Consider the following 26,663-nt stretch of genomic DNA (forward strand, 5'->3'; position numbering starts at 1 on the left):
CGATGCCGGGCGGTTCTGAAACAGTCAGGGACGTGGGGGAGGATGAGCCCATGAGCGAAGCCCGCCCCGCAACTTCAGCCGCCCTGGCCGCCGATCTGGTTAAGGTGCCCGCCGCCGTGCGTGCCCGCTGGACTGAACTGGTCAGGGTCATCGAGCGCGCCCGCGATGCCTACTACGCCGCCGTGGACTCCCAGAGTCCCTGGTCCGATGCCGAGTACGATGCCCTGTATCGCGAGCTGGAGTCACTGGAGAAGGCTTATCCAGCGCTTCAGCTGTCGGGCTCGCCCACCCAGTCCGTGGGCGGGCGGCCGACCACGGACTTCGCAGCGGCGCCGCATTATGCGCGCATGTACTCCCTGCAGGACGTGTTCGACCTGGAAGAGGTGGAGCAGTGGGCGCAGCGCATGGCGGCGGAGACCGGAGTGCCCGACGCCGAACTGGCGATGACCGCGGAGGTGAAGATCGACGGCCTGGCGGTCGCCCTGACCTATGAGCACGGCGTACTGACTCGCGCCGCCACGCGGGGCGACGGCGTAGTCGGGGAGGATGTCACTGGGAACGTGCGTACCATCGCCTCCGTGCCACTGGTGCTGGCAGGTGACTCGCATCCGGCCCGGGTGGAGGTACGCGGCGAGGTTTACTTCCCGGTGGACGCCTTCCACGAGTTCAATGAGCGCCGTCGTACCGAGAACCTCCAGCGGGAGGCACAGGGCCGCCCCCGCCTGCAGGTATTCGCCAACCCGCGCAACGCCGCTGCCGGCTCGCTGCGGCAGAAGAACCCCGCCGTCACAGCCGCCCGGCCGCTGGCCATGATCGCCCACGGGATTGGCGCCATAACGCCGGCTCCCGGCCAGCAACTGCCCACTACCCAGCACGCCTGGTATGAGCTGCTGGAATCCTGGGGGCTTCCGGTCTCCCCCTACAACGAGGTGGTACGCGGACGAGCTGAGCGCGAGGCATACATTGCGCGCTATGCCGACCACCGCCATGACCTACTGCATGAGATTGACGGCATCGTGTTCAAGCTGGATTCCCAGCCGCTGCAGGACGAGCTGGGCTACACATCCCGTGTCCCCCGCTGGGCCACCGCCTATAAGTACCCGCCCGAGGAGGTTCACACCCGCCTACTGGACATCGACGTCCAGGTCGGCCGTACCGGCCGCGTCACCCCCTTCGGGATCATGGAGCCGGTGCTGGTGGCCGGTTCTCGCGTGTCCCGGGCCACCCTCCATAACGCCACCGAGGTAGCCCGCAAGGCGGTCAAGATCGGTGACATGGTGGTTCTACGGAAAGCCGGAGACGTCATCCCGGAGATCGTGGGACCGGTCCTTGAACGGCGCGACGGCTCCGAACGGGAGTTCACCATGCCGCGCAACTGCCCCTCCTGCGGAACGGAACTGGCCCCGGCCAAGGAGGGCGATATCGACCTGCGCTGCCCCAATACCCGCTCCTGCCCGGCGCAGCTGACCGAACGGATTGCCCACATCGGCTCGCGCGGCGCCCTGGATATCGAGGGCCTGGGAGACGAGGCCGCCCTGGCACTGACCCAGCCCGACGCCGGACGCGCAGAGGTCCTGGCCGCGCTCGCGGCGGGTCACCTGCTCGAGACCGAGCGTGGCCGCCTGCACTTGTCGGCGTCCGAGCTGGGGGCCCTCCACCCCTCCGAGCGAGTCGGGGCGGCCGAGGCACTGCTGTCCGCCGCTGGCGCGTCCGAGCAGCAGCCGGCGCTCACGGGTGAGGCCGGGCTGTTCGAGCTGACGGCGGCCGATCTGCGTGAGGTGTTTGTCTACCGGCCCGTCACCCGTGGCGGGCTGCCTACCGGCGACTGGCGGCTACTGCGTTTCTTCTGGTCCAAGCAGACCTACACCAAGGAAGGCGAGGTCAAGAAGCCGACCCGGCCGGGGAAGCACGCCACGGCCATGCTTGCCCAGCTCGATGCGGCCAAGCGTCAGCCCCTGTGGCGAGTCCTCGTGGCCCTGTCCGTGCGACACGTGGGCCCGACGGCGGCCCGTGCGCTGGCTGCCCGCTTCGGCTCCATCGAACAGCTCCAGGCCGCCGGCGTGGAGGAGCTGGCGCAGGTGGAGGGGGTTGGCCCAACGATTGCCGCCGCTTGGAAGGACTGGCTTGAGGTTGACTGGCACCAGCAGATCCTGTCCCGCTGGGCGGCCGCCGGGGTGCGCATGGCTGATGAGACCGCGCCGGGGGAGGCCGTGCCCCAGACGCTGGGCGGCCTGACCATTGTGGTAACTGGCACGCTGCAGGGCTTTACCCGGGATGGTGCCAAGGAGGCCATTGTCTCCCGCGGTGGCAAGGCGTCCGGTAGCGTCTCAAAGCGGACGAGTTACGTCGTCGTCGGCGAGAACGCAGGTTCTAAGGAGGCCAAGGCACGCGAACTGGGCCTGCCGCTGTTGGACGAGGCCGGCTTTGAGACCCTGCTGGCTGGTGGCCCCGAGGCGCTCGCAGCCGATTCCTGACGTGCATCGGCCCACCCGGGGTCTTCACCCTCCGGGTGGGCCGAGTGCCTGGGCGGTCCGCCGGGCCGCCCAGCGTCGCTAGACTCAGTAGTGGCTTACCACGGTGGTTCCGATCTCGGACCAGTCATAGAACCACTTAGCCTCCGAAACCGGCATGTTGAGGCAGCCGTGCGAGCCGGAGAATCCCCAACTGGAGCGCCAGGGGCGCCGTGCAGGGCGTAGCCCTGGTAGAAGTAGGCGATCCAGGGAACATTCTCGGTCTCGTAGTTCGTCCCGTCGGCGTTCTGACCGCGCATGGTCTGCGTCTCGTACTTCAGATAGACGTGGTAGGTGCCGGTTACGGTCGGGGTGGCGGCGGCGCCGTCGACCACGGAGACAGGCCCGCGCATAACCGTCGCACCCTCGTAGGCGGTCACTGTCTTGTCAGACAGGTTGATATCCACCCACTTCTCACCGTCGGCCGCCTGGTAGACCAGGTTCTCGGCGCCGTCGGCGATCGCCCGCTCCTCCCACTGCTCGTCGCTCGTGGTCATCTCGAAGCTGCCGCTGTAGGCCTCGCCGTTGGACAGCGACTTTGAGATCGCCTTGGCAACGGCTTCCGCGTTGTTGACCGTCTGCCCGGCGACCGCCTCAACGCTGGTGGCAACGACCTCGCCGGCGGAGTTGACGTTCCGTTGTCCCACCACCGGTGTCACGTTCGCCTCGGTCGCCTGGGCGTCGACCCACTGCGCAACCTTGCCGCTGTCGATCGACAGCGTGGGAGCAGCATCAAGGCTCTCCGTCACCGAGATCCAGGACGCCTTGGTCGCGGCGTCTGCGGTGTAGGAGGTGTCCCCGGAGGCGGTGGCCACGGTGACGTCCTGGGAAATCCACTCGTTCGCGGTATCCGCCACCGCCTGTGCGTCCTCGTCCGAGACCGCCGGCTGGGTGTTCTCGTAAGTGACGTCCACCGAGCTGGAGCTGAGTGAGGCCGCGGCCGCGGCGGCGGCGTCAGCCAGGGTGCCTGTATCAACACTCAGGCCTGCACTTGCGGCGGTGACCTCGAAGGCGGTCGAGTCAGAGTCCAGCTTGATAGAGGCGTTCTTGGCCTTTGAGTGGTCGTCGGGAACAAGACCGCCGGCGTAGTCCTCGAGCACGGCGTCGTCGCTGGAGGTGACCACACCGATATCGGCGTGGTTCAGCAAGGCCCTGAAGCGGTCGATGATGCCGGCTCCATGCTGCATGGCTGCATCCGCGGTGGCATCAGCGTCCACCGTGGTTCCCAGCTCGGCGAGCGTGGCGGTGGCCTCGGCGTCGCCGGTGATAGTAACCGTGGCGGCGTCCGCCTTAGTGCTGACCACGTCGGCAATCTCCTGCCGGCTCATCCCGGCCACATCGATGCCCGCCACCGTGGTGCCCGGGACCGCGACGTCCGCGTAGTGCTCGGCGTAGGCGTACCCGCCCACACCCATCAGTATGGCTGCCGTGGCCACGGCAGCCAGTGCCCGCCGACGGCGCCGGGACAGGCGTTTGGCGGGGGTGGTGTCCGCCGCTTCTGCGCTGGCGGCGGATGCGGGGGAGGGGTGAGCCGTCGCGGCGCTCTGAGCCGAAGCGGGCGAGGCGGTCGTAAACGCTGTGTCCGGCTCCGCCGGCGTCGCGGCTTGGGGCGTGTCCGCACTGGGTGAGATTGAAGGCGGCATGGAGGCCGGTGGCGGCGCAACGGCAGACTGTGCCGTGGCGCTATTCGCGGTGTCGGTATCCGACGCCGATACGGGTGGGGAGAGCGGCTCCGCGGGCGCGGCGGCGGGTGTGCCCGCTGTCGGTCCGGATCCGTTGGCCGCCATTTTTGAGGTTCGTGCGGTGGCAGGAGTCTCGCCGTACGGGCTTTTCAGGACCGTGTTGGAGGCAGCGCCATCGGCGACGGGTCCGTCGGCCGGTGCCGAGGACTCGTCCGTCTCCTCCGGGAACGGCCCGGTGGGGAGCTTGTCGCTTTGCATAGGATCCTTATTCGCCGGCAGCCTGCCGCAGTGACGGACCGCCCTGTTCTGGGTATCCGCTCCAGCCGCGGAACCTTCAGCGTCAATGACACCGGCCTGCGCTGGGAATGTCAATGTTGTCCGACTCCGCGTGCCTGTGACTTCCCACATGCGAGCCCGACGGCTGCTGGCGCTCGAGGCATGGCGTCGGGGACTGCGTCCCACGGTGGGCGCGCGCGGCGCGGTGTCGGCTCGGCAGTGGGACGGTGAGTGGATAGACTCGGGCGCATGTCTGCCATTTCCAAGGATGAGGTGATCCGCGTCGCGGCGCTCGCGCGCGTGGCCCTGAGTGATGAGGAGGTCACGCGGCTGGCCGGCGAGCTGGACGCAGTTGCCTCCTCGTTCGCCCGGGTTACGAGCGTGGTCACACCCGATCTGCCGGCCACCTCGCATCCAGTTCCGCTAACCAACGTGATGCGGGAAGACGTTCCCGGCCCGACGCTCGACGTCGGTGAGCTCCTCGCCGGCGCCCCCGCCGCCGAGGACTCAGCCTTCCTCGTGCCCCGCATTCTCGGAGAGGACTCCGCCTCGTGAACAACGAAACCCGCCCGAGCGCCCAGACGTCGACGGGCAGCAAAACCGCAGCCGACCGGATGGATGCCATTACGCAGACGGCCGCGCAGCAGGCGGCCGCCCTGGCCGCAGGCGCGGTCTCCTCCCGCGAGCTCACTCAGGCGCACCTTGATCGCATCGCCGCCGTCGACGGTGCCGTGGGAGGCTTCCTCGACGTTGATGCGGACAAGGCGCTGGCTGCTGCAGACGCTGCCGACGCCGCCCGCCGGGAGGCCGCCGCGGCCGGCGGCACCGTGCCGGAGCTGACCGGTGTGCCGGTGGCCGTAAAGGACCTGATCGTCACCCGCGGCCAGGTCACCACAGCCGCCTCTAAGATCCTGGAGGGCTGGGTCCCGCCCTATGACGCGACCCTGGTGAAGAACCTGCGGGCGGCCCATCTCCCGATTCTGGGCAAGACCAACCTGGACGAGTTCGCCATGGGTGGCTCCACCGAGTACTCGGCCTTCGGCCGTACCGCCAATCCCTGGGACCTGGGCCGCATCCCGGGCGGCTCCTCGGGTGGTTCTGCGGCCGCCGTCGGCGCCTTCGAGGCTCCAGTCGCCGTCGGCACCGACACGGGTGGCTCCATCCGGCAGCCGGCCGCCGTTACCGGCACCGTAGGCGTCAAGCCGACCTACGGCACGGTCTCGCGCTTCGGCGTGATTGCCATGGCCTCCTCCCTGGACACGCCCGGTCCCATGGCGCGCACCGTGCTCGACGCTGCGCTCCTGCACGACGTCATTGCCTCGTACGACCCGCTCGATTCCACGTCGCTGCCGGACGCTCCGCGCGGCATGGCAGACGTGGTGCGCGCTGCCCGGGAAGGGGCTGATTTGAGCGGGCTACGCGTTGGCGTCGTCGCCGAGCTCGACGGCGGCGAGGGCTACCACGCCGGCGTAGTCGACTCTTTCCACCAGGCCCTGGCCCTGCTGGAGGAGGCGGGCGCCGTGGTTGAGACCGTCTCCCTGCCCCACCTGGAGTACGCACTGGACGCCTACTACCTGATCATGCCGGCGGAGGCGTCCTCCAACCTCGCCCGTTATGACGGCATGCGCTACGGCCTGCGCGTAGAGCCCACCAAGGGCCCGGTAACTGCCGAGACCGTCATGTCCGCCACGCGCGGCGCCGGGTTTGGCGATGAGGTCAAGCGGCGCATAATCCTGGGCACGCACGTGCTGTCCGCCGGCTATTACGACGCGTACTACGGCTCCGCCCAGAAGGTTCGTACCCTGGTGCAGCGTGACTTCACCGCGGCCTGGCAGCAGGCGGACGTGCTCGTGTCCCCGACGGCGCCGGTCACGGCCTACCGCTTCGGTGAGAAGGACGACCCACTGGCCATGTACAAGTTGGACGTGACCACCATTCCAGCCAATCTTGCCGGCGTGCCGGCCATGAGCCTGCCCTCGGGGCTGAGCGATGACGGGCTGCCTGTCGGTTTCCAGATCCTGGCGCCGCAGCGCGCCGATGACCGTCTCTACCGAGTCGGCGCGGTGCTGGAGGAGATGTTGGAGAAGAAGTGGGGCGGTCACCTGCTTGCCCAGGCCCCCGAGCTGGAGGTGAAGTGACGTGAGTGATGAACTGATGGACTTTGAGGAGGCCGTGCGCCGCTACGACCCGGTGATCGGCCTGGAGGTGCACGTGGAGCTCGGAACGGCCACCAAGATGTTCGACGCCGCGCCCAACGTCTTCGGGGCGCAGCCGAACACCATGGTGACTCCGACGAGTGCTGGTCTTCCGGGCTCACTGCCGGTGGTCAACGGCAAGGGTGTGGAGTACGCCATTCGGATCGGCCTGGCCCTGGGGTGCGAGATCGCTGAGACCTGCCGCTTCGCCCGGAAGAATTACTTCTACCCGGATCTGTGCAAGGACTTCCAGACCTCCCAGTCGGACGAACCGATCGCCTACGACGGTGCCGTCCCGGTGGAGCTGGAGGACGGCACGGTGTTCACGGTGCCGATTGAGCGGGCTCACATGGAGGAGGACGCCGGCAAGAACATCCACATCGGCGGTACTGATGGCCGCATCGAGGGTGCCGACCACTCCTTGGTGGACTACAACCGTGCCGGGGTGCCACTGGTGGAAATCGTCACCCGCCCGATCGAGGGCGCCGGCGCCAGGGCCCCGGAGGTCGCCGCGACCTATGTGCGCACGCTGCGGGACATCTTCCGGGCGCTGGGCGTGTCCGAGGCCCGGATGGAGCGGGGCAATGTGCGCGCGGACGTCAACGTCTCCTTGCGTGAGAGTCCTGACTCGCCTATGGGCACGCGCACCGAGACCAAGAACGTCAACACCTTCCGCGGAATTGACGCCGTCGTGCGCTACGAGATCAGCCGCCAGGCGGCGATCCTCGCCGCCGGCGGTACGGTGCAGCAGGAGACCCGGCACGGGCAGGCCGACGGCACCACCCGCGCCGGGCGTATCAAGTCCGACGCCGACGACTACCGCTATTTCCCCGAACCCGACCTGGTACCGCTCGCGCCCAGTCGTGAGTGGGTTGAGGAGATCCGGGCGGGTCTGCCGGAGATGCCGGCGGCAAAGCGACGCCGTCTGAAGGCTGAGTGGAACCTGGCCGACGACGAGATGCGCGACGTCGTCAACGCGGGCGCGCTCGAGCTGATTGAGGCCACGGCTCTGGCCGGCACGACCGGCCAGGCCGCGCGGAAGTGGTGGATGGGGGAGTTGGCCCGAGCTGCCAAGGAGCAGGAGGTCGCCCTGGAGGACCTGCCCATCACCCCCGCGCAGGTGGCCCAGCTGCAGAATCTGGTTGACTCCGGTCGGCTGACGGACAAGCTCGCGCGTCAGGTGCTGGAGGGCGTGCTGGCGGGTGAGGGCGATCCCGAGGCAGTGGTGGAGGCCCGCGGACTCGAGGTCGTCTCCGATGAGGGCGCACTGCTGGCTGCGGTCGACGAGGCCCTGGCCGCCAACCCCGATGTCGCCGAGAAGATTCGCGGCGGCAAGGTCAAGGCGGCGGGTGCCATCGTCGGTGCGGTTATGAAGGCCACTAAGGGCCAGGCTGACGCGCGCCGAGTGCGCGAGCTGGTTATGGAGCGCGTGGGCGCGTGAACGCTGCTCGCGGAGGGCGGCGCAGCACTCGCGGTCGCGCTGGTGCATGACGGGATCTGGCTGTCTCATGGTTCACAACCATGAGACAGCCAGATCCTTGCTCGCCGTGAGGGGATAGGCTCGGATCAGCAGATTCAGCTTTGAAGACCGGCGACCGTCGTTGGTCTGTCCAAGATTTCCACAACGGAGGAACACGCCCCCATGGCACAGCCGAGTCCCAGCTACACCGTCGCTCTCCACCTCGAGGTCCCTGCCTCTCAGAAGGCCGTCACCACGCTCGTTGACACTGCCTCTGCGACCGGGGCCATCGTCAACGGCGTGGACGTCGCCGATACCGACGGAGACACACTGATCGTTGACCTGACTGCCGACACGCGCGATTCCAAGCACCGGGCCGAGCTGGTTGACGCGCTTAAGAAACTCAGCGGCGTCATCGTCCACAATGTCGGCGACTCCACCTTCCTTGCCCACGTGGGCGGAAAGGTTGAGGTTGCCCCCCGTACTCCCATTCACAACCGCCGGGACCTGGCCCGGGTGTACACCCCCGGGGTCGCCCGCGTGTGCAAGGCAATCCATGACCACCCCGAGCGTGCGCGTCAGCTAACCATCAAGAAGAACACGGTTGCGGTCGTCACGGACGGGACCGCGGTGCTCGGCCTGGGGGACATCGGCCCCGAGGCAGCCATGCCGGTTATGGAGGGCAAGGCCGTGCTGTTCAAGCAGTTCGGCGACGTCGATGCCTGGCCGGTTGCGCTGGACACCAAGGATCCCGAGGAGATCATCAAGATCGTCAAGGCGATCGCCCCTGCCTACGGCGGCATCAACCTTGAGGACATCGCCGCACCCAAGTGCTTCGACATCGAGGCGCGCCTGCGCGAGGAACTCGACATCCCGGTCTTCCACGATGACCAGCACGGTACCGCCATCGTCACTCTCGCAGCGCTGATCAACGCGCTCAAGGTCGTCGGCAAGAACATTGAGGACGTGCGTATTGTCCTGTCGGGGGTGGGCGCGGCCGGTTCCGCCATTGCCAAGCTGCTCATGGCTCACGGCGCCACCGACATCGTCGGCTATGGCCGCTCGGGCGCGCTCAACAGCGAGCACACCGAGGGTATGAACGAGCACCGCAAGTGGCTGGCGGAGAACACCAACCCGCGCCACGTGTCCGGCCCCCTCAAGGAGGGACTCAAGGGTGCCGACGTGTTCATCGGCGTCTCTAGCGGGAACCTGCTTGAGCCGAAGGACCTCGCAGCGATGAATGAGGGCGCGATCGTCTTCGCGATGGCGAATCCGACGCCAGAAGTGGATCCCGTGGGAGCAGCCGACTACGCGGCGGTGGTCGCGACCGGACGCAGTGACTTCCCGAACCAGATCAACAACGTGCTGGCGTTCCCGGGCCTGTTCCGCGGGCTGCTGGACACCGGAATCACCGAAATCTCCGTGGAGCTGCTGCGCGCTGCGGCTACCGGGATCGCCGATGTGATTGCAGACGAGGAGTTGAGCCCCGTCTATGTCATCCCCGGTGCGTTCGACAAGCGGGTCGCCGCCGCGGTTGCGAAGGCCGTGCGCAAGTTCGCAGCCGTGTAGGCACCGCGCTTCGCCCCTATGAGGTGAACAAGCGGACTGCGGCGAGGACGAGTCCGGCTTGCCGGTAAGCGGAGCATCAGCAATACAGGCCCGCACAGGGCCGTCGAGGAGGCTGTTGGCAGCGCCCGCAGGGGGTGGCGCCAACAGCCTCCTACCGCATTTACCGCCCGCTAGCACCGCTGCCTGCACGTGTTGGCGCGCTGCACGTAGCGGAGACACAGCCGGGCACAGGAGGTCCACGGAATCGATACCCGGGCCCTGCCTCTGTCCGCGGCCGGGATGCGGTGACAGAGGCGTGGATGCTGCAGGAGTCTTCTTGCAGCAACGTGCTTAGTGGCCTGATTCATAGGCGTCCAGTTTGACTGGTACCGGTATGAAGGCGCTAGAGTACAGCTCGCCGCGTCGGGCTAGCGCTCGAAAAAGCACGGACCGCGCGGCTCCGTGATCGCGAGGGATCGGCTGTGATCGGGGACATGATCCCCGAACTTGACAGTCGAATGTGAACCTCATAAGATAGCGGATGCTGCTCGTCGGAGCGGAGGGTGTCCTAAGGACCTCTCGAGCGCCGAATGGGTGTGTTGTTTGGGATCTCGATAGTGTGTCGTGTTTGTTTGTTTGGTTGGTGTTTTTTGTTGGTTTCTTTGTTTGGTTTTTGTTTTGTTTGGAGAGTTTGATCCTGGCTCAGGACGAACGCTGGCGGCGTGCTTAACACATGCAAGTCGAACGGGCTGGCTCTGGTTTTTGCTGGGGCTGGTTAGTGGCGAACGGGTGAGTAACACGTGAGTGACCTGCCCTCTTCTCCTGGATAACTGCTTGAAAGGGCGGCTAATACGGGGTGGTCTGGCCTGCCTGCATGGGTGGGTTGGTATAGGTTCAATCGTTTGGTTGTTCTGGTGGGGGATGGGCTCGCGGCCTATCAGCTTGTTGGTGGGGTGATGGCTTACCAAGGCTTTGACGGGTAGCCGGCCTGAGAGGGTGGACGGCCACACTGGGACTGAGATACGGCCCAGACTCCTGCGGGAGGCAGCAGTGGGGAATATTGCACAATGGGCGGAAGCCTGATGCAGCGACGCCGCGTGAGGGATGGAGGCCTTCGGGTTGTGAACCTCTTTTTCCGGTGGTGAAGGCCTGCTCCTTTGTGGGTGGGCTGACGGTAGCCGGGTTAGGAAGCGCCGGCTAACTACGTGCCAGCAGCCGCGGTAATACGTAGGGCGCGAGCGTTGTCCGGAATTACTGGGCGTAAAGGGCTTGTAGGCGGCTGGTCGCGTCTGCCGTGAAATTCCCTGGCTTAACTGGGGGCTTGCGGTGGGTACGGGCTGGCTTGAGCGCAGTAGGGGAGGCTGGAACTCCTGGTGTAGCGGTGGAATGCGCAGATATCAGGAGGAACACCGGTGGCGAAGGCGGGTCTCTGGGCTGTTGCTGACGCTGAGGAGCGAAAGCGTGGGGAGCGAACAGGATTAGATACCCTGGTAGTCCACGCCGTAAACGTTGGGCACTGGGTGTGGGGGTCCTTTTCCGGGGCGTCCGCGCCGTAGCTAACGCGTTAAGTGCCCCGCCTGGGGAGTACGGCCGCAAGGCTAAAACTCAAAGGAATTGACGGGGGCCCGCACAAGCGGCGGAGCATGCGGATTAATTCGATGCAACGCGAAGAACCTTACCAAGGCTTGACATGGGCTGGTTGCTGCCGGAGACGGTGGTTCCCCTGCTGCTTGTTGTGGCTGGGGCCGGCCTGCAGGTGGTGCATGGTTGTCGTCAGCTCGTGTCGTGAGATGTTGGGTTAAGTCCCGCAACGAGCGCAACCCCTGTCTCGTGTTGCCAGCACTTCGGGTGGGGACTCGCGGGAGACTGCCGGGGTGAACTCGGAGGAGGGTGGGGATGACGTCAAATCATCATGCCCCTTATGTCTTGGGCTTCACGCATGCTACAATGGCCGGTACAGTGGGTTGCGATGCCGTGAGGCGGGGCGAATCCCTTAAAGCCGGTCTCAGTTCGGATCGGTGCCTGCAACTCGGCACCGTGAAGTTGGAGTCGCTAGTAATCGCGGATCAGCAACGCCGCGGTGAATACGTTCTCGGGCCTTGTACACACCGCCCGTCACGTCATGAAAGCCGGTGACGCCCGAAGCCCGTGGCCCTGTGGGGAGCGGTCGAAGGCGGGGCTGGTGATTGGGACGAAGTCGTAACAAGGTAGCCGTACCGGAAGGTGCGGCTGGATCACCTCCTTTCTAGGGAGTCTTCTTGGCGCCGGCCGGGCAGGCAAGCATCCTTCCTGTGGCTCGTCGTTGTCGTGCTTGGGGTCTTGCTGGGCTGGTGCCTGGTGGGGCCTGGTGGCGGCGGCGGGCTGGGGGTGGGGCTCCTTGGCTGCTTCTTGTCTCCCTGTGCTGGGGGGTGGGGGTGGCTGGGGGTGGCATGCTGTCGGGTTCCGGGGCTGCGCGCCCTGGTTGTGCCTGGGTCCTGCTGGTGCCGGCTTGGCTGGTGGTGGTGGGGCTGTGGGCTGGCTGGTTGTGAACTGTATAGCGGACGCGAGTGTTTCGAGTGTTTGCTTGTTTTGTTTTGTCTTGCTTTTGTGGTTGCTGTGTTTTGCTGTGGCTCGCGTGCGGTCCTGGTGGCGCCGTCTGGTGCTGGCGGGGGTGCGCGGGTGGTTTTGTGTTGTTTTTATGGGCGTTCGGTGGATGCCTTGGCACCAGGGGCCGATGAAGGACGTGGCGGCCTGCGATATGCCTCGGGGAGCCGGCTTGCGGGCTGTGATCCGAGGGTTTCCGAATGGGGGTACCCGGCACGGGTTGTGCCGTGTCACTCGTTCCTGAATTCATAGGGGGCGGGGGGTTACGCGGGGAAGTGAAACATCTCAGTACCCGTAGGAGAAGATATTCCGTTAGTAGTGGCGAGCGAAGGCGGATGAGGCTAAACCGTGGTCGTGTGACTACCCGGCAGGGGTTGCGGCTGCGGGGTTGTGGGGCGTGCCTGGGGCCTGCTGCCGTGGGCCCGCGTGCTTTGCTGGTGGGTAGCCGGATCCTCTGGGAAGGGGGGCCGTAGAGGGTGATAGCCCCGTAGGCTGAACCTGCTGGTGGCGCGTGGGGCGTGTTTTTCCCCTTTTTTGTAGCGTGGGGTCCGTGGAGTCCTGCGTGAGTCTGCCAGGACCACCTGGCTGCCTAAATACTTCCTGGTGACCGATAGCGGATCAGTACCGTGAGGGAATGGTGAAAAGTACCCCGGGAGGGGAGTGAAATAGTACCTGAAACCGGGCGCCTGCAAGCCGTCAGGGCCTGTCCCGCCGCTCTTTTGGGCGTGTGGGGCGGGTGGTGGCGTGCCTTTTGAAGAATGAGCCTGCGAGTCAGGGCGTGTCGCGAGGTTAACCCGTTGTGGGGGAGCCGTAGCGAGGGCGAGTCCTAGGTTGGGCGTTTAGTGGCGCGTTCTGGACCCGAAGCGGGGTGATCTACCCATGGCCAGGTTGAGGCACGTGTAAGAGCGTGTGGAGGACCGAACCCACCTCGGTTGAAAACGGGGGGGATGAGCTGTGGGTAGGGGTGAAAGGCCAATCAGACTCCGTGATAGCTGGTTCTCCCCGAAATGCATTTAGGTGCAGCGTCGCGTGTTCCCGTGCGGAGGTAGAGCACTGGTTGGCTGAGGGGCCTTACTGGGTTACTGATGCCAGTCAAACTCCGAATGCCGTTTTGGGGGTCAGCGCGGCAGTGAGACTGCGGGGGATAAGCTTCGTGGTCGAGGGGGAAACAGCCCAGATCGCCGGCTAAGGCCCCTAAGTGTACGCTAAGTGGGAAAGGATGTGCGGTCGCGGTGACAGCCAGGAGGTTGGCTCAGAAGCAGCCATCCTTGAAAGAGTGCGTAATAGCTCACTGGTCGAGTGGTCGTGCGCCGACAATGTAGCGGGGCTCAAGCGTACCGCCGAAGCCGCGGGCCCGGGTGCCGCTGTTGCGTGGTGCCTGGGCGGTAGGGGAGCGTCCTGCGCCGGGTGAAGCCCGGGGGTGACCGTTCGGGTGGACGGCGTGGGAGTGAGAATGCAGGCATGAGTAGCGAGACCGGGGTGGGATTCCCCGGCGCCGTATGACCAAGGGTTCCAGGGGCAGGTTCGTCCTCCCTGGGTGAGTCGGGGCCTAAGGCGAGGCCGACAGGCGTAGTCGATGGATGACGGGTTGATATTCCCGTACCGGCGGTCCACCGCCAGTGCTGACGCGCGGGTGCTAACCCACGCCCTTGCGTCCCCTGCTTTTTTCCTGCTGCCGGGTGGCTGGTCCTTCGGGGCCGGCCGGCCGGGGCGGGTGTGGGGGGTGGTTTGGGGTCTGGGGGTCCTCCGTGCTGGTAGGCAAGCGTGTTAACAGGGGTGACGCACTAGGGTAGCCCGGCGGGGCTTATGGCTTGTCCGTTCAAGCGTGTGGCCCGGCGCCCAGGTAAATCCGGGCGCCGCGCCCTGCCTCCCTGTTGTGGGGGTGGGGCTGGGTGAGGCGTGATGGTGACCCTGCCTGTTGGGGTGGGGGATAGTGGGGTGATCCTGTGGTGCCTAGAAAAGCCTCGGCGCGAGGTGGTCCGCCGCCCGTACCCAATAACCGACACAGGTGGTCGGGCAGAGTATGCCCAGGCGGGCGAGTTAATCGTGGTTAAGGAACTCGGCAAAATGCCCCCGTAACTTCGGGAGAAGGGGGGCCCGGGCCCTGAAGCCCCGTTGCGGGCTAGGGGTGAGGGTCGCAGTGACCAGGGAGGAGCGACTGTTTACTAAAAACACAGGTCCGTGCGAAGCCGTAAGGCGATGTATACGGACTGACGCCTGCCCGGTGCTGGAAGGTTAAGGGGATCCGTCAGCGCCACGTCCTCGTGGTGTGAAGCGGTGAGCCCAAGCCCCAGTAAACGGCGGTGGTAACTATAACCATCCTAAGGTAGCGAAATTCCTTGTCGGGTAAGTTCCGACCTGCACGAATGGCGTAACGACTCCTCCACTGTCTCAACCACGAGCTCGGCGAAATTGCATTACGAGTAAAGATGCTCGTTACGCGCAGAAGGACGGAAAGACCCCGGGACCTTTACTATAGCTTGGTATTGGCGCCCGCCATGGCTTGTGCAGGATAGGTGGGAGACTGTGAGGCCGGCACGCTAGTGCTGGTGGAGTCGCTGTTGGGATACCACTCTGGCTGTGGCGTGCGCCTGAACCTCGGCCCGTGATCCGGGCCAGGGACAGTGCCTGGTGGGTAGTTTAACTGGGGCGGTTGCCTCCTAAAGAGTAACGGAGGCGCTCAAAGGTTCTCTCAGCCTGGTCGGCAACCAGGTGTTGAGTGCAAGCGCACAAGAGGGCCTGACTGCGAGACCGACGGGTCGAGCAGGCACGAAAGTGGGAGCTAGTGATCCGGCGATCCCGTGTGGGTGGGTCGTCGCTCAACGGATAAAAGGTACCCCGGGGATAACAGGCTGATCCTGCCCAAGAGTCCATATCGACGGCATGGTTTGGCACCTCGATGTCGGCTCGTCGCATCCTGGGGCTGGAGCAGGTCCCAAGGGTTGGGCTGTTCGCCCATTAAAGCGGTACGCGAGCTGGGTTTAGAACGTCGTGAGACAGTTCGGTCCCTATCCTCTGCGCGCGCAGGAGACTTGAGGAGGCCTGTCCCTAGTACGAGAGGACCGGGACGGACGAACCTCTGGTGCGCCAGTTGTCCCGCCAGGGGCACGGCTGGTTGGCTACGTTCGGGCCGGGTAACCGCTGAAGGCATCTAAGCGGGAAACCGTCTCCAAGATAAGGTCTCCGCGCGCCCCCCGCCCGGGGGGCGCGGAAGGCTCCCAGTAGACTACTGGGTCGATAGGCCAGGCGTGGAAGCAGGCAGCCCCACCAAGCGGGTGAACCTGCTGCGAGCTGACTGGTACTAACAACAGCCGAACACAACACAAAAAACCAACCCCACACAAGCAGGCCACGTGCAGGGCAGGCAGCACAAGCACGCACGCACACGCACTCAACCCACCCCCCATGCCCGGGGGGCGTCCGCTGTACGGTCCACGACCAGCCAAGCCCACCACGCCGGGCACAACACACGCCACAACCGAGGCACCCCCAAACCCCCGACAGCAACGGGGTACCCGGGGGGGTGCGGGGGGTGGCGGGACACGAGCATAGAGGAACCACGACACCCAGCAACCAGCCACCCGGCCACCACCACGGCACGGGGGGATGCTGGCTGGGGTACGACACCGGACCCAAACCACCCCGCACAGCGGGGGGCAGGCACGCAGGCTAGTGCGTGTGGCTGGGGGCGGGCGGGTCGTGCCGGTGGTCACAGCGGGGGAGACAACGCCCGGACCCATTTCCGAACCCGGAAGCTAAGCCCCCAGCGCCAATGGTACTGCCCCCGACAGGCGGGCGGGAGAGTAGGACGCCGCCGGCACACCCACCCACCCACAACCACACACACAACCGATACCGCCACCAGGTAGGCTGTTGGAGAGTCGACAGACGTAACAGCACTTGGTGTACGGGTAGAAAGCAGAAGCATGGCTTACGACAGGCGTGATGGACGCTCCGGTCAGCGGGGCTCACACGGTAGGGGCGAGGACCGACACGGGTTCCGCAGGCGCGATGATGAGCGCTCAGGCAACGGTCGCGCAGGCTCCAGCCGATCGGGTAGGCGGGACCACTCACGCAGGGATGAGCACAGCCTCGGCGTTGGGCGCCGCGGTAGCGGGCGCAGGTTCGGCTCGGACCGGGCCGGGGCCGAGCGTCGGCGGGGCGCAGACTCTCGTCCTCCGCAACGTACGCGCGTGCCTGAGCCTCCGGTGTCGGCAGAGGTACAGCCGCAAAACCTGGAGGCGTCCGCGCGGCGCGAGCTGCGCGCGCTAGGCCGGGCGAACGCGGAGAACGTCGCAAGGCACCTGGTCATGGTGCAGCGCCTACTGGATTCGGATCCCGAGCTGGCCTATCAGCATGCCCGTTATGCGGCGTCTCACGCCGGCAGGGTCGCGGTGGTGCGCGAGTCCGCTGGTATCGCCGCGTACCTGGCCGGCCACTACAACGACGCGCTGCGGGAAATCCGGGCCGCCAGGAGACTGTCTGGCCTGGACCTGCACCGCGCGATAGAGGCCGACTGCGAGCGTGCGCTCGGCCGCTACAACCAGGCGCTGAAGGTTGCGCAGCAAGCCGATCCCAAGCAGCTCGACGACCTGGAAGAGGCGGAGATCGCCATGGTGGTCTCGGGGATCCGCCACGACATGGGGCAGAGCGAGCTCGGGCTCGTCGTGATCGAAGAGGCGATCATGATGTTCCGTGGTGACCGTGAGACTCTGCGTCGACTGCACTCCGTACGCGCAGATCGCCTGGAGGAGCTCGGCCGTACAGAGGAGGCGGACAAGATCCGGGAGCGCATCGGACTGAAGGATGATGAAGCGCCGGTCGAGCCGGTCGAGGTCTACGACATCGAGGACGACTACGAGCAGGAGTCCCGTGCCGCAGAACCGACTTCGCCCGATGCCGGGCTGGAGACGAGCCCGGAGGATCGGGACGGTAATGACGACGGCACCCCGGCGGAGTCCGCCGGTCAGGTCGGCGCGGCGCAGGCAGCGTCCAGTAGCCTCACGGACGACGCGCAGGTCGATAACTGGACGGAGCAGCATGGCTAACCAGTCCACCACCAGCGCTGAAGGCAGCCATCCCGCTTTTATGAGCGGCTGTGACCAGCCCTTGGCCGCGGCCTTCGATGTAGCCCTACTGGACCTTGACGGAGTCTGCTTCGCCGGGGACGCCCGGATCCCCCATGCAGCGGAAGGCGCCAACGGTGCGCGTGGGCTAGGGATGCAACTCGTCTTTGTGACGAACAATGCCTCCCGCGCCCCACAAGCGGTGGTGGACAAGCTCGCGGCGAATGATATCGACGCCTCACCCGGTGAGGTGTTCTCCGCAGCGATGGACGCCGCGGCCCTGCTACATGAGCACGTGTCCGACGGCGCCCCGGTATTCGTCATCGGCGGAGAGGGTCTGCGACAGGCACTGACTGATGAGGGATTCACGGTTGTCGCCGGCGCACAGGACTCCCCGGCGGCCGTCGTACAGGGCTGGGACGCCGCCGTGGACTGGGCGATGATGTCAGAGGGACTGTACGCGATCACAAACGGGGCACTGCACGTCGCCACGAACTTAGATGCGACTCTGCCAACCGAGCGCGGCTTCGCGCTCGGCAACGGCAGCCTCGTCGCAGCGGTCGCCAATGCATCGGGGCAGGAGCCACTGGCAGGAGGCAAGCCCTTCCCCGGCATCTACCAACGAGCGCTGCGCCGGGCAGGCGGATCCAGGCCGCTTGCAGTGGGGGACCGCCTCAACACCGACCACGTCGGAGCCCGGGCGGCGGAAATCCCCGGACTGCATGTGCTCACAGGAGTCAGCACAGCTCGCGACGTGCTGCTGGCAGCGCCCGAGGAGCGTCCCACCTTCCTGCACACTGACCTGCGCGGACTGCTGCAGCCCCATCCCGAGCCAAAGCGCACCGTCATTGACGGCGAGGCCTGGTGGCAGGTCGGGGAGCAGTGGTGGCACGTGACCTCCGCGGGCGCGGAGGGCCAGGGAGTCGGATTCCTGGACGCCGACTCCGCCACGGTCAGCCTTGACGCCTACCGAGCCCTCGCCTGCGCGTTCTGGGAGTACACCGATGCACACTCGGGCCGCGCCGACGGCTTGAACGTGCCGGAGCTTAACGTCACCGCTTAGGAACACGATTCGCGCGAACTATTTCTAGCGTAAGTCGCACAGAATTAAAAGACTGAACAATTAGGAAGAACAACGTCTGGTAAGAGTCTCCCGAAAGCGGCCACACCCAAGCCGGGGCCGCAGCCCGTGCAGGCGCCTGGTCCCGCGCCGGACTTGGCGGCACACCTGGAGGCGCTCGCCGGCCTGCCGCTTGAAGAGCGCGCGGCCGGACTGGCAGCTATCCACGATGGGCTCGCCGGCCAATTGCGCCAGACCCAGATCTGAGAGCAGAACCGGGATCCTCACGGCATGGCACGACTTATCCGCATCGACTCCGAGCTGGTCCGGCGAGGACTGGCGCATTCACGTGCCCACGCCGCCCGCCTAATTGCTGACGGCCGAGTGAGTGTCGACGGCGTGCCCGTGCTCAAACCCGCCCGTCAGGTCAATCCGGCGCAGGCGATCGAGGTGACCGCCCCGGACGGGGATGACTACGTATCACGCGGCGCCTACAAGCTCGCAGGCGCACTCGACTCCCTCGCCGAGCGCGGACTGGCGCCGCCTATCGCCGGTCGTCGGTGCCTTGACGCCGGCGCCTCCACCGGAGGCTTCACGGATGTGCTGCTGCGCCGGGGTGCCGCGCATGTGGTTGCGGTGGATGTCGGTTACGGTCAGCTCGCCTGGTCCCTACGCAACGATCCGCGTGTCACTGTGCTGGAACGCACAAATGTGCGCACACTCGACCCGGGGGCGGTTGCCCCGGCGCCCGCACTCGTCGTCGGCGACCTGTCCTTCATCTCGCTGACCACAGTGCTGCCCGCGCTGGTTGCCGCAGCCGCGCCTGACGCGGACCTGCTGCTAATGGTCAAGCCCCAGTTCGAGGTCGGCAGACAGCGCCTCGGCCACGGGGAGTGGTCCGCGACCCCGACCTACACATCGAGTCGGTGCTGAATGTGTGCAGCTGCGCCCACCGCCTGGGACTCGGAATCGATGCGGTCACCGCGTCGCCGCTACCCGGGCCGGCGGGCAATGTCGAGTACTTTGTGAACATGCATGCCGGGCAAGCCGACTCGTCGGCGGACCTGGCGGGAGCTGCGCTAAGGCACGAGGTGCGTCAGGCAGTCGAGGCAGGACCCGCAGGACGCAGCAGCGACCGCAGCCGACGCACGGAAGGAGGCGAACATGAAGACCCGAGTCATCCCCGGGACGACCGCTGACTCAGGCGCTGGCGGCTCCGCCGCACTCCCCGCCTCACCCACGGACGGGCCCGCCGCAGTCGGCGCCGCAGCGGACCAGCCGCGCCTACGGCGCGTCATGGTCCTACAGCGTGACCTCAACGACAAACCGGTACCGCCCCATCGCAGGGCCGCGCCCACCGCCACCGCGGTAGCGCGGGCGGAGGCGGCTTTGCGTGCGCACGGCGTCGAACCCGTCGAGCCCGGATTCGAGGGCGACGTCGACCTGGTGCTGGTCATGGGTGGAGACGGCACCATTCTGCGTGCCAGCGAGGTCGCCCGTGAGCGCGACGTGCCGCTGCTCGGTATCAACACCGGGCACGTGGGTTTTCTCGCCGAGGCCGATCCCGACGCCGTCGAGCAGGTAGTGGCGGATCTCGTGGCCGGCAGGTACGTGGTTGATACCCGGATGACCATTGAGGTGGAGGTGCAGGCCCCCGACGGATCGGTGAGCCGGGACTGGGCCCTGAATGAGGCGGCCTTGGAGAAGCGGGACCGCGCCCGCATGGTCGAGGTAGCCGTCGGGGTTGACGGCCAGGCCGTCTCCTCCTTCGGCTGCGACGGACTGGTGATGGCCACGCCCACCGGATCCACCGCTTACGCATACTCCGGCGGCGGCCCGGTCATCTGGCCCGAAGTCGAGGCGCTCCTGCTGGTGCCGCTGTCCGCGCACGCACTATTCACCCGACCGCTCGTGGTGAGTCCCAACTCACGCCTGGAGGTGGTCATCTACCACGCCGGGTTCGGTGGAGCAGAAGTGTGGTGCGATGGGCGCCGCTGCCTCGATGCTCCGACGGGATCACGCATCAGCGTCACTCGTGCGGACCGCCCGGTGCGCTTGGCACGCTTGAACACCGCACCCTTCGCCACGCGCCTGGTACGCAAATTCGATCTGCCCGTCCAGGGGTGGCGTACCGCGGAGGTCCCGGCAACGCTCCCCGGGCAGGACGGCGATACGCAGTGATTGAATCCCTGCACATTGAGAACCTCGGTGTCATAGAGACGGCCGACCTCCAGCTCAGCCCGGGACTGACCGCCCTGACCGGGGAGACTGGCGCCGGAAAAACGATGGTGCTCACCTCGCTGGGACTGCTACTGGGGCAGCGCGCGGAGGCGACCGTGGTCCGCGTCGGCGCCGACCGGGCCCTGGTCGAGGGAGCGTTTGTCCTCTCGCCGTACTCGCGTGCCGCATCACGTGCGGCGGACGCCGGCGCGGAAATCGACGACGACTTGCTGCTTGCCTCGCGTACCGTTCCCGCCTCGGGCCGCTCGCGTGCCCACCTCGGCGGCCGGGCAGTACCCTCGACCGTGCTGGCAGATGTTGGTGCGCGTCTGGTCTCCGTGCACGGGCAAGCGGATCAGTTGCGGCTGCGCTCTGCCTCCGCCGGGCGTGCGGCGCTCGATGGCCTCGGCGGCCCCCGCCACGCTGCCCTGTGCCGCCGCTACGCCGAGGCCTATCAGGCCAGAAATGCTGCGGCAGCCGCCTTGGAGCAGTGGCATGCCGGAGCTCAGGCACGCCGCGCCGAGGCCGAGGACCTGCGCCGTTGGTTGGAGCAGTTGGAAAAGCTCGCCCCACAGCCGGGGAGGACACCGCCCTGACCGCTGAGGCCGAACGCCTGGACCATGCGGAGGACCTGCGCCGTGCCGCCGCCATTACCCGCACCGCCCTGGCCGGCGATGAGGATACGGCTAGTCCCGAGGTTGCTGACGTGACGGCTCTGATCGCCGCTGCCGAACGGGCCCTGGCCCGGGTCGCCGACGTCGACCCGGCCCTCACGCAGATCGGTCAGCGCCTGCATCGGTTGGGCATCGTTAGCGCGGATCTTGCCGGGGAGCTGTCCGCATACCTTGCCTCGCTCGACGCCGACCCGGCCCGCCTGGCGTGGGTGCAGGAACGCCGCGCAGAACTCGCGCGTGCCTGCCGTGAGATCGGCGGTCCCAGTGCTGCTCTCGACGACGTGGACTCCATGCTCGCCTGGGGCGAGGCCGCCGCCGCCCGCCTGGAGGAGCTAGAAGGATCACATAGTGCCGCTACCGAGCTGACCGAGGACCTCGCCGGTGCGCAAGCTGTGCTGGAGGACCTTGCCACCGAGCTCTCAGGCGCTCGGCATGGCCTGGCCGAGCGCCTGCAGCAGGCAGTCAATGCGGAGCTGGCGGGGCTGGAGATGAAGGATGCGCGGCTCGTAGTCGACTTGAAGCCGCTAGAGGAGCTCGGTCCCACCGGCGCTGAAACCGTTTCCCTGCTGCTCGTCTCCCACCCCGGTGCACCGGAACTGCCTTTGGGCAAGGGCGCTTCCGGGGGTGAGCTGTCCCGGATCATGCTGGCCCTGGAAGTGGTCCTCGCCGAGGCCGCCTTAGATGAGGCGGAGCACGATGACCCGGCCAGGGACTCGGCGCATCACCGCCGTACCTTCATATTCGATGAAATTGATGCCGGCGTGGGTGGCCGCGCAGCCAGGGAGATAGGACGCCGCCTTGCCAGGCTCGCCCGTAGCCACCAGGTGGTGGTAGTAACTCACTTGGCCCAGGTTGCTGCATGGGCGGATACGCAACTCGTGGTACGCAAGGAGAGGGGCCCCGATGCTGCGGGAGACGCTCCCGCACCTCAGCATGCCGGGGACGACCTGCCGACGGTACGAACCCGCGTCCTGGCTGTCACCGGGGACGCCAGGGTCCGGGAGCTCGCCCGCATGCTCTCCGGCCATGATGACTCGGAATCCGCTCTTCGGCATGCCGCTGAGCTGATCGACGAGGCCCGCGTGGCACAATCCCAGTCGTGAGGCTCCCGTTTTCGCTCCGCAAGCAGGCCCAGCCGGCGCCGGACCGTCCCAGCGGCATGGTCCGGGTGGACGCGCGCACCAAGAAACTCACCAAACGGCTCCAGCCCGGTGAGATCGCCGTGATCGACCATGTTGACCTAGACCGGGTGGCGGCCGAGGCGCTGGTGGAGTGCAAGCCAATGGCCGTCCTGAACGCAGCCCCCTCAGTGTCCGGCCGCTACCCCAACCTCGGCCCGGGCATTCTCATCGATGCGGGCATCCCGCTGATCGACGACCTTGGTCCGGACATCATGCGGCTACATGACGGGCAGCGTGTCACCGTTGACCTGGACGCCGACTCCGAGCACGCGGGCAGCGTTCAGGTGGAGGGACGCGCTCACCACCGGCGCGGCCACGGGCACGGCAACGAGGCAGGCGGGGCCGGCAAGTCCGGCAGTGCGGACAAGCCCGATCACGCCGCTGCCCTTGCCGAGGGCACCATTCAGACGCGGGAGAGCATCGACGCGCTCATGGAGGCCGCCCGGGAGGGGCTTGCGGTGCAGCTGGAGGCCTTCGCCGCCAACACCATGGAGTACATGCGGGGTGAACGCGACCTGCTCCTCAACGGGGTGGGTATGCCGGACATACGCACGGCAATCAGCGGCAAGCACGTGCTCGTCGTCGTTCGCGGCTACTCCTACAAAGAGGACCTCAAGGCGCTCAAGCCCTACATTCGCGAGTACAAGCCCGTCATCATCGGCGTGGACGGCGGTGCCGACGCGGTCCTTGAAGCGGGTCTCAAGCCCGACATGATCGTCGGTGACATGGATTCCGTGTCTGACAAGGCCCTGGAATCCGGTGCCGAGGTCATTGTCCACGCCTACCGGGACGGACGCGCGCCGGGCCTGAAACGCGTTGAGGACCTGGGGGTGGAGCACACCGTGTTCGCCGCCACCGGCACCAGCGAGGACATCGCCATGCTGATCGCCGACGAGGCCGGTGCCGAGCTCATCGTCGCCCTGGGTACGCACGCAACCTTGCTGGAATTCCTCGACAAGGGACGCGCCGGCATGTCCTCCACCTTCCTGACCCGGCTGAAGGTGGGCGGGCGCCTGATCGACGCCAAGGGCGTGTCCCGCTTGTACCGGGCGCGTATCTCCGGCTGGCAACTGGGGCTGCTGGCCCTGGCTGGGCTGGTTGCCCTGCTCGTGGCCCTCGCCTCCACCCCGGGGGGCCAGACCTTCCTCGGGCTGTCGGGGGCAGTCTGGGACGACCTGGTCAACTTCTTCCGGTCCCTGGTGGGACTTACCCCTAGCACACCCTCCGTCTGAGCAAGTACAGGACTCTTCATGATCGACTTCCGTTACCACCTGGTCTCGCTCATCTCCGTCTTCCTCGCCCTCGCCGTAGGAGTCGTTCTGGGGGCCGGACCGCTGCAGAACTCACTCGGTACCGCCCTGAATGACCAGGTCACCTCCCTACGGGCAGATCGGAATGACCTCCAATCCCGGCTGGAGCAGACGGAGACGGCCGTAAACGACCGCGACGAGTACATCACGGCCGTCGGTGAGTCCCTGCTCCCCGACACCTTGAAGGACCAGCGCGTGGCCATGGTGGTCATGCCTGGTGCTGAGGGCGGAGACATTGACGACATCATCACCGAGATCGAGACCGCCGGCGCCACGGTTACGGGCCGGGTCACCCTAACTGCGGCGTGGGCCGAAGTCTCCCGGGAGTCCTTCCGCTCGACCTACTCCGGCCAGTTCGCTCCCTACCTGGAGAGCACTGCGGCAGACGGCAATGCCGTCCTCGGCCAGGGCCTGGCCGAGGCACTGACCACCGAGGGAGACAACGCCACCGCCCTGATGGAACTGCTGACAGCATCCGACACCCCCTGGTCACCGTGGATGCGCAGCTGTCCGGCGCGGCCAGCATGATCGTTGTTGTAGGTCCGCGTACTGCTGCCTCCCCCGACGGGAGCGAGCCGACTGCCGCAGCCACGGCCGAGCAGGACTCCGCCGCCTGGACCGCAGCACTGACAGGGGTGGCGTCCGCAGCCACGACCGTCGTCGTCGGCGCGGCCGACGCGCAGGCGGACATCGTCTCCGTTTTGCGCACCGCGCAGTCTCCCGTGACCACGGTGGACTCCGTGGGCCAGGCCACTGCCGCAGTGTCTACCCCGCTTGCGCTCGCCGCCACAGCCGCGGGAACCGTGGGGAATTACGGGTTCGACGCCGGCGCCGACGCGATTATCCCGCCCGTCTCCCGCTGACGCCGACTAGGCTTGCAGCCATGACGCCCATCGTGCCGCCGGGAAGCGCTGCCACAGCCCGCAGCGCGGTGGTGGCATCCCTGGCTTCCGCGCTTGCCGCTGCGGCGGCCTCCGCGGCCCTGGGACGCGCGGACCGCCGGGAGCGGCGCCTTGAACGCACGAACTTCCACGGCCGCGCCGTCAGCCTGCGCGGAGGCGTCGGCGTTGCAGTCGGAGCCACGGCCGCAGGCGCCTGCTCAGAGCGGCTCCTGCGCCGGCCCACCGAGCCGGTGGGAGCCAATGCCGCGATTGCGGCCGTCACGGCGGTGACGGCCGCGGGCGCCGCCGGCCTGATTGACGACTTAGATGCTGGTGCTCACGACGGCGGCACACCCGCCAAAGGGCTGAAGGGGCACCTGACAGCCCTGCGTCGCGGCCACCTGACCACCGGCGTGTTGAAGGTAGCCATTATCGGCGGCGGCGCACTGGTAGCCGGCGGGCTGCTAGCCACCACCAGGAAGCATGCGGATACAGCGCAGGCGGTGGCTGACGCGGCTAACAGCGCCGTCGTGATCGCCTCCTGGGCCAATCTTCACAACCTGCTGGATCTGCGTCCCGGGCGCGCACTCAAGGCAGCGGTACTGGCCAGCGCACCGCTGCTGGCCGATGAGCGCCGGGAGGCTGCCTCCAGCCGTGTTTTCGCCGCGGGTGCCCTGGGCGCGGCTGCTGCGGCACTGCCGGGAGACCTGGGAGAGGTCACCATGCTGGGCGACACCGGCGCCAACGCGCTGGGAGCCCTGGTGGGAACCGCCCTGGCCGCGCACCCGAGCCGCACCCTGCGCGTAGTGGCCGCGATTACCGGGACAGGGCTGGTTCTGGCCAGTGAGAAGGTCTCCTTCACGCGGGTCATCGAGGGCAACCGCATCCTTGCCGCCGTTGACCGTATCGGGCGCCGTGCTCCGTGAACCGCCCGGCCCCCGTGACGCCTCCGTCCGCATCAGCCTCCGCGACCGTGCCCACCACAGTGCGTAATGACTCCGGGGCCCGACGATCCGACACGTCCGGTAGCAGGGGACATGCAGCCCTGGGGGCGGCCGGCGGCGTTGCCGGACTGACCCTGGTTTCGCGGGCGCTCGGCTTCCTGCGCTGGATCGTACAGGCCACCACCGTAGGCGCCGGGACCGTAGCCGGCGCCTACGCCACCGCCAACCAGATACCCAACGTACTGTACGAGGTGGTGGTTGGCGGGGCGCTGGCCGCCACAGTGGTTCCCCTTCTGGCCGGCCCGGTTGGTGCACACCGCGAAGGCGAGGTCTCACGCACCACCTCCGCACTGCTGGGGCTGGTGCTGGTGGTACTTACTCCGCTGGCGCTCTTCCTGGCGGTTTGTGCCGACACGCTTGCCGGTTGGTTCCCGGCCTCGCAGGGTGTGGATCCCGGTATTCAGCGCGACCTGGTGGCGTCCTTCCTGCGCATGTTCGCCCTACAGGTTCCTCTTTACGGGATCGGCGTGGTACTCACCGGTGTGCTCCAGGCGCACGGCCGCTTCACCTGGCCAGCGCTCACGCCCGTTCTTTCCAGCCTGGTGGTTATGGCCACCTACGCTGTGTACGGGTTGCTGAGCACCGGCGCGGATACGGGCTCCCCGGTGGCCCTGCAGGTGCTTGGTTGGGGGACGACGCTCGGGGTTGCGGCCCTGTCACTGCCTTTGTTGTGGCCCGTGCACCGGCTGGGGGTGCGGCTGCGGCCAACCCTGCGCCTGGGGCGCGGGACCGCCGCGAAGGCACTGCGCCTGGGCAGCGCCGGGGTATGGACTCTGCTCGCCCAGCAGCTGAGCGTCGTGGCGGTACTTGCACTCGCCCGGGCGGGCGGGAGCACCGGGACAGTGGCCGTATACCAGTACACGCAGGCTGTCTACGTGTTGCCGTACGCTGTGCTGGTGGTGCCAGTGGCCACCGTGATCTACCCCCGGCTCGCCGCTGCCTTCACGCGGGCGGGGGGGATGACGACGCCCGCCTGCTTACGGCCCGCTCTACCGCGCTGGTGACGGGCGTGGC

At 67.0% G+C, this 26,663-nt stretch carries 11 protein-coding genes, 3 rRNA genes and 4 pseudogenes; 17 read left to right on the forward strand and 1 reads right to left on the reverse strand.

Features of this window, described 5'->3' with window-relative positions:
- Positions 1–50 precede the first annotated feature (50 nt).
- Positions 51–2,474: an NAD-dependent DNA ligase LigA gene (ligA, locus tag CWT12_RS04700; protein ID WP_161923896.1), complete on the forward strand. Its 2,424-nt coding sequence runs from the start codon at positions 51–53 to the stop codon at positions 2,472–2,474.
- Positions 2,475–2,558: 84 nt separating this feature from the next.
- Here the strand turns inward: ligA and CWT12_RS14525 are convergent.
- A pseudogene (locus CWT12_RS14525) lies at positions 2,559–4,600 on the reverse strand (L,D-transpeptidase).
- 117 nt (positions 4,601–4,717) lie between these two features.
- Between CWT12_RS14525 and gatC the strand changes: the two are divergent.
- The 16 genes and pseudogenes from gatC to murJ all read left to right on the forward strand — a co-directional run bounded on the left by gatC (position 4,718) and on the right by murJ (position 26,653).
- Complete coding sequence (gene gatC / locus CWT12_RS04710) at positions 4,718–5,023, forward strand: Asp-tRNA(Asn)/Glu-tRNA(Gln) amidotransferase subunit GatC (RefSeq protein WP_161923897.1); 306 nt, start codon at positions 4,718–4,720, stop codon at positions 5,021–5,023.
- A 59-nt stretch (positions 5,024–5,082) separates the two neighbouring features.
- Positions 5,083–6,606: an Asp-tRNA(Asn)/Glu-tRNA(Gln) amidotransferase subunit GatA gene (gene gatA / locus CWT12_RS04715; RefSeq protein ID WP_161925300.1), complete on the forward strand. Its 1,524-nt coding sequence runs from the start codon at positions 5,083–5,085 to the stop codon at positions 6,604–6,606.
- Position 6,607: 1 nt separating this feature from the next.
- Complete coding sequence (gatB, locus tag CWT12_RS04720) at positions 6,608–8,104, forward strand: Asp-tRNA(Asn)/Glu-tRNA(Gln) amidotransferase subunit GatB (RefSeq protein WP_161923898.1); 1,497 nt, start codon at positions 6,608–6,610, stop codon at positions 8,102–8,104.
- Positions 8,105–8,305: 201 nt separating this feature from the next.
- Positions 8,306–9,691, forward strand: a complete 1,386-nt coding sequence (locus CWT12_RS04725) for an NAD-dependent malic enzyme (protein ID WP_161923899.1) — start codon at positions 8,306–8,308, stop codon at positions 9,689–9,691.
- A 658-nt stretch (positions 9,692–10,349) separates the two neighbouring features.
- Positions 10,350–11,915: ribosomal RNA gene (locus CWT12_RS04730) — 16S ribosomal RNA — on the forward strand.
- Between the two features lie 420 nt (positions 11,916–12,335).
- Positions 12,336–15,580: ribosomal RNA gene (locus CWT12_RS04735) — 23S ribosomal RNA — on the forward strand.
- Positions 15,581–15,954: 374 nt separating this feature from the next.
- Positions 15,955–16,073: ribosomal RNA gene (gene rrf, locus CWT12_RS04740) — 5S ribosomal RNA — on the forward strand.
- The 16S, 23S and 5S rRNA genes sit together here, the layout of an rRNA operon.
- 373 nt (positions 16,074–16,446) lie before the next feature.
- Positions 16,447–17,301, forward strand: a complete 855-nt coding sequence (locus CWT12_RS04745; RefSeq protein WP_442862547.1) for a hypothetical protein — start codon at positions 16,447–16,449, stop codon at positions 17,299–17,301.
- On the forward strand, positions 17,294–18,382 hold the full coding sequence (locus CWT12_RS04750; protein WP_161923900.1) for an HAD-IIA family hydrolase: 1,089 nt from the start codon (positions 17,294–17,296) through the stop codon (positions 18,380–18,382). Before CWT12_RS04745 ends, CWT12_RS04750 begins: the two co-directional genes overlap by 8 nt.
- Before the next feature lie 288 nt (positions 18,383–18,670).
- Positions 18,671–19,578 (forward strand): annotated as a pseudogene (locus tag CWT12_RS04755) (TlyA family RNA methyltransferase).
- 97 nt (positions 19,579–19,675) lie between these two features.
- Positions 19,676–20,560 carry an NAD kinase gene (locus tag CWT12_RS04760; protein WP_161925301.1) on the forward strand — a complete coding sequence of 295 codons (885 nt, stop codon included), beginning with the start codon at positions 19,676–19,678 and terminating at the stop codon, positions 20,558–20,560.
- Positions 20,557–22,376 (forward strand): annotated as a pseudogene (gene recN / locus CWT12_RS04765) (DNA repair protein RecN). The gene CWT12_RS04760 and the pseudogene recN overlap by 4 nt, the downstream one beginning before the upstream one ends.
- Positions 22,373–23,686: a putative cytokinetic ring protein SteA gene (gene steA / locus CWT12_RS04770; protein WP_161923901.1), complete on the forward strand. Its 1,314-nt coding sequence runs from the start codon at positions 22,373–22,375 to the stop codon at positions 23,684–23,686. Before recN ends, steA begins: the two are co-directional and overlap by 4 nt.
- A gap of 18 nt (positions 23,687–23,704) precedes the next feature.
- Positions 23,705–24,627, forward strand: a pseudogene (locus CWT12_RS04775) (copper transporter).
- A 20-nt stretch (positions 24,628–24,647) separates the two neighbouring features.
- On the forward strand, positions 24,648–25,571 hold the full coding sequence (locus CWT12_RS04780) for a hypothetical protein (protein WP_202616279.1): 924 nt from the start codon (positions 24,648–24,650) through the stop codon (positions 25,569–25,571).
- A 47-nt stretch (positions 25,572–25,618) separates the two neighbouring features.
- Positions 25,619–26,653: a murein biosynthesis integral membrane protein MurJ gene (murJ, locus tag CWT12_RS14530; RefSeq protein ID WP_337247910.1), complete on the forward strand. Its 1,035-nt coding sequence runs from the start codon at positions 25,619–25,621 to the stop codon at positions 26,651–26,653.
- Positions 26,654–26,663: the final 10 nt, after the last annotated feature.

This window comes from Actinomyces sp. 432, assembly GCF_009930875.1.
In the GTDB taxonomy this organism is placed as follows: Bacteria; Actinomycetota; Actinomycetes; order Actinomycetales; family Actinomycetaceae; genus Actinomyces.